At 67.9% G+C, this 243-nt stretch carries 1 pseudogene; it reads right to left on the reverse strand.

Annotated features, from left to right (window positions below):
- Position 1: 1 nt before the first annotated feature.
- A pseudogene (locus FNJ47_RS52645) lies at positions 2-127 on the reverse strand (type III polyketide synthase); the annotation flags it as partial.
- Positions 128-243: the final 116 nt, after the last annotated feature.

The following is a 243-nucleotide window of genomic DNA, read 5'->3' on the forward strand; positions in this document are numbered from 1 at the left end:
CTCATGCCGCGTGCCTGAGCGCACCGCAGCTGAGCGTGACGCCGGGCCCCAGCGCCGTGAGCAGCGAGCGCTGCGGCAAGCCCTTGGCGCAGGCCCGTTCGAGGACAAAGAGCACCGTCGGCGCCGATCACTACCCGCTCATTGTGCTGGTTCACGCCGGCTGGCTGATCGCGCTGTGGGTCTTTGGTCGCAACCAGGACGTCAACCTGGCTGCGCTGGCGGCTTTTCTGGTGCTGCAAGGCT

The sequence above is a fragment of the Bradyrhizobium uaiense genome, assembly GCF_010811875.1.
GTDB lineage: Bacteria > Pseudomonadota > Alphaproteobacteria > Rhizobiales > Xanthobacteraceae > Bradyrhizobium > Bradyrhizobium uaiense.